Genomic DNA, 6509 nt, shown 5'->3' on the forward strand with positions numbered 1-6509 from the left:
GTGCGTGCGGCCGGGCCGCGCAGGCCGAGGGGGGCTGGAACAGCACCCCTCTTCTAAGGAATTGCCGCCAGCCAGGCCTCCTGTCGGCCCTTCGGGTTGGTGCCGACGCCGACGATGGTGTGGCCGTCGGGAGTGATGTCGGCGGCACTGGTGAGGGACCATCCCACCAAGCCCTTGCCGGCACCGGCCTGGGCCAACACATCCCACAGCCGCCGCAGGCCGTTCTCCGCATCCCACACGAAGGCCTCGCCGTCGCCGCTGGCGTTGGAGGCGAAGCCCACCACCCGCGCGCCATCGGCCGAGACCGCCGTCGCCTGGCTGGCGCCGCCGCCTGGCAGAGTGCCGAGATCGACCGGCGAGCCATCGCTACCCCACAGGGTGGCCCGCGGCAGCAGGCCCTGGGAGGTGCTGAAGTTGCTGTTGCCGACGGCCACCGTGCCATCGACCGAAACCCCACCGCCATTGCTGCCATCGGTCGCACCCGGCAGCGGCTGCAGCGCCACCATGCCCTGGGCGGCGGTCCAGCGAAAGGCGAAGTCCTGCTGGCTGGCATCGGTGCTGATTCCCACCACCACGGAGCCATCTCCGGAGACGCTCTGCCCTTCGCTGGTGCCGGTCGAGCCGGAGATCACCCCAAGGTCGCGAAAGCCCGCCGCCGCGGTCCACAGAAAGGCGTGATGACCGGTCGCCGTGTTGGCCGCTCCCACGATGCTGCCGCCGTCGGCGGAGACATCGAGGGCAAAGGAAGGCACCACCGGATCGCCGCCCTGGGGCAGCATCTGCATGCCGCTCGATGAGGTCCAACGGAAGGCCGTCTCGCCGGCTCGGGAGAAGCTGATACCGACCACCACCGAGCCGTCCGAAGACACCCCGTTGGCGCCGCTGCCGGTGAGATCGGGGACGAAGCCGAGACCGATCATGCCGCTCTCGGCACTCCACCGAAAGGCCTCCTGAGGACCGTTCTCGACGAAGTTCGAGCCCACCACGAAACGACCGTCCTCGGAGACGGCGAAGGCTTGGCTGGTCTCCGTCGCGGGATCCCCCAGCACCCCCAAGGGAATGAACTTCACCGGTCCCGGCCGGATCTCCTCGGTCGGCAAGTCGCCCTCGAGATCCGGCGCCGGCTGACGGCAGCCCACCATCAAGACGAGAAGCCCCAGAACGATCGACAGGGTACGCATGGTTGTCTCCTTTCGCGCCTGTTCTACCACCGGTGTCCTCTGCCAGGCGAAAGCTTTCGGCGCCGCAACCACGAAAAAGGCCGGCCCCTGAGGGGCCGGCCGTCCTCCCAACGAAGAGCGTTCGCCGCTACCAGGGCCAACGCGGAGCGGTCACCAGACCGCCATCGAAAATCACCAGGTTGCCGACATCGATCGCCGCCGGATCGACCCCGTTGCCGATCATCTCGTTGGTGATGATGTCGGTGCGGCCATCGCCATCGACATCGCCGGCGGCGGCGCTGTAGCAGAGGGTGTCGCCGTCGTCCGGCGGCGGGAAGGTACCGTCGGGATTGGGCAGGCCCCCGCGGGCGCCTTCCACCAGCGTGATGCGAGCTCGCCACCAGGGGGGCAACTTACCGGGGGCGGTATCGATCAGGCGCGGCCAGCGGAAGTAGCGCCCGAAGAGGATGTGCATGGAGCCGGCGTGAAAGCGATCCTGCGGGTTGTCATGGGGGTTGCCGATCGCGATATCGGCGAGGCCATCACCATCGAAATCACCGTGCGCCACCGTGTCCGAGCCGATCGCCCCGGCCACCGGACCGAGGATCTTGGTCATCCGGAAACGTCGCGGTAGATCGTCGATGTTGAAGGTCTTGCCCTTCAAGCGACGGGCCGTGTAGAGCACATACCCCACCCCGGAAACGGGCCGGTCCTGGGCCGCCGTGCCGTCCCCCACCAGATCGCCGATGAAGAGGTCGGGCCGACGGTCGCCGTTGTAGTCGAGGCCACCGAGGACCTCCTCACCGAAGGAGACGTTCTGGACGCCACCGCTCAGGGTGGTGAGCGACCGCGGAGGTGAGCTGAGATCGATCGTGAAGCCCGCCGGCCAGGAACCGCCGTAGGGAAAGGAATCGTCCCAGAGAATCCACAGCCGACCGCCCGGCGGACCGCCGACGGCGTCGCCGCTGAAGTTGCCGTCGCCGCTCAGCACCGCGCCGGCGCGGTTGAGAGCGGCGGCGATGAAGATCTCGGCGCGACCGTTGCGATCGAGATCACCGAGCTGCAGGGTCGATCCGAAATGGAAATCGTCGGCACCGGCCGGCGGCGTGATGCGGGCCAGATTGCCGGCCAAGGAAGTGCTGCCGAAGTCCGCCAGGTCGATGGTTCCGGACTGCGCCAGATGATCGCCACCGCGCACCACGTAAACGGCACCGCGGAAGGTCTCGCCGGGAATCGACTCCTGGTCCGCCGCCACCACCAACTCATCGATGCCGTCGCCGTCGACGTCGCCGGTGCGCACCCAGATGCCGAGGCGATCGTTGGCGGCGGCGCCGACGAAGGTCAACACCTCGACGCCGGCCGGCGGCGAGCGCAGGTCGAGGACGCCACCCCCGGCCGCAAGGTTGCGAACTTCGGGGCTACCCACGATCACGGTCAGCGCGCCGGCCCCGAGACGGTCGCCAGGATTGAAGTTCTGACGGCAGATCAGCAGCTCGCCGAGGCCGTCGCCGGTGATGTCCCCCATCCAGATCTCGCTGCCGGTGGCCTCGAAGAAGCCGTCACCGAGAATCCGCAGCACCCGGGGCTGCGGTACCGCGAGATCGATGTCGCCGCGGGTGGTGCCATCACCGAAGACCAGCTGAACCTCGCCGGCGAACACTCGGTCGGGACCGTTGGTGGTGGTCATGTGACCGACGGCATAGTCCGTATGACCGTCGCCATCGATATCGAAGCCACCGGCGACGGGCGTTCCGAGCTGACCGAAGGTGGTCGGTCCGGCAGCACCGGAAACGCGGATCAGGGGATCGACGCCGGCCACCAGATCGGCGACGTCGAGGGTGAGATTGGGTCCAGAGTGATTGTGTGACCCCCAAGCCAGGGGTGCGACCGCCAGGGAAGCCATCAGGCTCAATGCTGTGGGGTACTTCAATCTCAAGGTCATTCTCCTTTGGAGTCCAGCCATTGCGAGAATTTGGAACGACACTTTTCGAGAGACCGAAGACGTGACCAGCCCTTCCATCGAAAGGCGCGGTCGAACCGCGCTCAAGATCAGCCGCCTCGCGGGCGAGCCGTGAATATCAGTACTACGACATCTGTACGCGCTGCACCAAGGGGGGTTTCAGAGACTCCCCAACTGAGTTGCCTCTTATAGTTTTTTATAGTAAAATATCTATAATATGACTCGTATTCCCCCTTCTCCGATCTCCCGACCGGCACCTCCCCTGCCGTCGTCCGGAGACCCCCTATCGGCGGGAAAGCCCGCGTCGCTGGACGATTTCGAGACCGCCCCCGGACGCACTCAGCAGCCGGTCTCGATCGCCGAGCTGGTGCAGCGGCAACCAAGCCCTCCGCCGCCGGGCCTGGCCACCGGCCGCGGGCTCTCGGTGTTGGGCCAGCTCACCTACCGCATCGTTCAGAGCTTCCAGGAACCGCCCGCCGATCTCGCCGCCTTCGACACCGTGAGCGCCGACCGCGAGGGCGCGGGCTTCTCCCTTGGCCTGCTGCGCTGGAGCCTTGGCAGCGGCGACCTCCAGCCCCTCCTGCGCCGCTTCCTTTCCGGCTTCCGCGACCTGGCGCGAGAGGCCCTGGGAAGCGAGGAGCGCCTGCAGCTCCTCGAGCGCATTGTCGACACCGAGCCCGAGGTCGGTCTCGACCTGACCCGCCGTCACCTCGTCGAGGGCGACTCCTTCCGCGATGGCTGGGGCGAGTCCCTGACCCGCCTCGCCGGCGACGCCGCCTTCCGCCGCCTGCAGTGGCGACGCGCTGCCGCCCACATCCTGCAGCGCCAGACCTTCCGCGAGCTGCAGCTCCTCAGCGTCGAGGAGATGCAGGAGCTGATCGATCGCCTGAGCCGAACCGAGATCGCCGCCGTCTCCGACGACGAGCGCTCCGAGGCACCCGACCCGACGCGCCGGTTCGAGCCTTTCGCCGGTCTCGAAGGCGACCCCGACGACCAGGCGGCCCGGCGACGCGACGAAATCGCGCGCGAAACCCAGCGACGACACTTCGAAAACGGTCGCCGATCCATTCCTCACCCGCCCTGACCGACTTGGCCGAAAAACAAGGAGGTTCAAGCAATGGCAACTCCCCTCAGCGGCACCAACGCCGAAGGACTCGATCCCCAGTCCCTGCAACGCCTCGTCGGTACCGGAGAAGGTGTCACCTCCGACACCGACGCCGCGGCCGGCCTCACCAGCGGCGGTACCGATCTGGTGCTGGCCGGTGCCGACACCTTCACTCAGGCGCCCGGAGATTCGCTCTTCATCCTCGCCCAGGGTCGGCAGCCGGCCGGCGGCGTCGACGATGTCGCCAACTTCCGCGGCGAGCTGAGGCCCGGCGACCAAGGGCCGGGAGTCCTCGAGCTCCACGGTGAGCTGCAGGATTTCGGTTTCCGGGTCAGCAATGTCGGCCCGGACCAGTATGGGCCCAGCGTCACCCAGGCGGTGCGCGGCCTGCAGACCGCCTACGGCCTGCCCGTCGATGGGCAGTTCAAGCCCCTCGACGCCCAAACCCTACAGCAGGCAACGGACCCCTTCCGCGGCGTGATTCCGGAGGGTCAGACCAACGGTGCCGCCTTCGGCTACCCGCAGGTTCGGGTCCCCGTTTCCGGCTACTGGGAACCCGGTCAGCGGCTCGAGATCAGCGGGGCTTTCATGGAGCCCTCGGGTCACGGTGGAAAATCGGAGAAGTTCGCAATCTTCAGCGACGCTCCCAACACCGTCGAGCGTCGACCGCCGTCGAACATGAACCTCGGCATCGACTACATCGCCCGCCACTCGGACAACACCATCAACTACGACGTCCATAGCTGGTTCAACGGCACCGTACGGCAGATCCAAACGGATCCCGTCTTTGGCGGTAGCGGAGCCGAGGGCTACGGTCGGCGAGTGGTGGTGGAAACGGACTTCACCTACCCGGTGACGGGAAAGGACGGCGTCACCCGGGACTATCCCGTGATGGTCCACTACGGCCATCTGGCGAGCTTCGAGAGCGGCCTGCAGGTGGGCCAGCGAGTGCAGTCCGGGGACGTGCTGGCGCAAATGGGCGGCGCCGGCAGTCGCGGCGATGGCCAGTACGGCGCCCACGTCGACCTGCGCACCTGGGTGGTCACGGAAGACTACGGTCGGGTCGACATCTCACCCAATCTGCTCACCGGACGCGCCGCTTGGGAGAGCAAGGCCAACGATCCGGCCGGCTACCAGCTCGCCGTCGAGGAATACGCCGAGCAGGCCTCGCCGCCACACATCGGTCCCGATGGTGCTTGGGCCGAAGGACAGCTCGATCAGGTGATCAGCCCGAACGTCCCGTAGGGAGCTTCCCGGCCTCCGGACACCCGGAGGCCGGGGGAGAACACTCATGATCAAGCGACCGATTCTCCTGCTGGCCTTCATCCTGATGGTCTCTTGGCCAGCCGCACCACCCTCCGATGGCGCACCTTTCATCGAGCTCCGGAACCTCGACCCGACGGACAGCACCGCCGCCCTCGGAGTCGGCCACTTGCGGCTCGCCGACCTGTCGTTTCTGAAACGAGGGGACTGGAGTCGGCACCCGGACAGCGGCGCCGGCTGGATCCAACGTCTCGACCTGCCCCTCTACAATGCGCCCGGCGGCCTGCCCTGGCGATCACTATCGCGCGGCCGCCTGCAGCCGGCGACGGCGAGCGACGAGGCGATAGCGATGGCCACCGTCACGACCGCCTACGGCTATGCCTCGATCCCGGTGCTCGAAATGCGAGCCGACGGCTGGTTCCGGTTCGGCCCGATGCAGCCGGCACCGCTCGCCGATGGCACCGCCTGGGCCCGCCGGCAGGATCTCGACCAACACTTCGTCCTCGAGCCCTATGGCGACCTGCTGCTGCAGCACCCGGATCCGCTCTACTTCCGCTCCGCCAGGGCCGGCTCCCTCCATCCCTCTCCCGGCGGTCCGGTGGTCGATCGCGTTCGCGGCAGCCACGATATCCATCCCCTCGAGCTGCGCGGCCCCTGGATGAAGGTTCGGGTCATCCGGCCGGCCATCGCCTGCGATCCGGATCCGCCACAGCAGGAGCCACGCACGGCGGTCGGCTGGATTCGCTGGCGCGACGCGACCGGCAATCCCACCGTCTGGTTTCCCGCCAAAGGCTGCTAGCAGGCTGCTGAAAAAGTCCGCTTCGCGACTTTTCCAGCGCTGCTAGCTGTTTTTTCCGAGAGGGGCTGCGCGCCCCTGACTGCGCGTCCCGCTCCGGCCCAAGACGCGCGGTTCTTGGGCCTCCTCTCCTGCCGCGGCGGCCGAGCCGCCGCCGGGCCCTTCCGGGCCCGGAAGCAGGTTGCCGACGAGTTTTTCAGCAACCTGCTAGCAGGCTGCTGAAAA

General features: G+C 67.5%; 5 protein-coding genes. 3 read left to right on the forward strand and 2 right to left on the reverse strand.

Translation table 11 applies throughout. The annotated features are described in order from the left end of the window. Nucleotides 1-53: 53 nt before the first annotated feature. Nucleotides 54-1181, reverse strand: coding sequence for a PEP-CTERM sorting domain-containing protein (locus tag AAF604_19580; GenBank protein ID MEM7051877.1), 1128 nt, complete (start codon nucleotides 1179-1181; stop codon nucleotides 54-56). 127 nt (nucleotides 1182-1308) lie between these two features. Continuing rightward, nucleotides 1309-3096 carry a hypothetical protein gene (locus AAF604_19585; GenBank protein ID MEM7051878.1) on the reverse strand — a complete coding sequence of 596 codons (1788 nt, stop codon included), beginning with the start codon at nucleotides 3094-3096 and terminating at the stop codon, nucleotides 1309-1311. A 241-nt stretch (nucleotides 3097-3337) separates the two neighbouring features. Between AAF604_19585 and AAF604_19590 the strand changes: the two genes are divergently transcribed. Genes AAF604_19590 through AAF604_19600 form a run of 3 tightly spaced genes read left to right on the forward strand, consistent with a single transcriptional unit; the run spans nucleotide 3338 to nucleotide 6287 of the window. Continuing rightward, complete coding sequence (locus tag AAF604_19590; protein MEM7051879.1) at nucleotides 3338-4204, forward strand: hypothetical protein; 867 nt, start codon at nucleotides 3338-3340, stop codon at nucleotides 4202-4204. 33 nt (nucleotides 4205-4237) lie between these two features. Then, nucleotides 4238-5470, forward strand: a complete 1233-nt coding sequence (locus tag AAF604_19595) for a peptidoglycan-binding protein (protein ID MEM7051880.1) — start codon at nucleotides 4238-4240, stop codon at nucleotides 5468-5470. Between the two features lie 46 nt (nucleotides 5471-5516). Next, nucleotides 5517-6287 (forward strand): hypothetical protein, encoded by a 771-nt coding sequence (locus tag AAF604_19600; GenBank protein ID MEM7051881.1) that lies wholly within the window; start codon nucleotides 5517-5519, stop codon nucleotides 6285-6287. The last annotated feature ends 222 nt before the right edge of the window (nucleotides 6288-6509 follow it).

It is taken from the genome of Acidobacteriota bacterium (assembly GCA_039028635.1).
Lineage (GTDB): Bacteria > Acidobacteriota > Thermoanaerobaculia > Multivoradales > JBCCEF01 > JBCCEF01.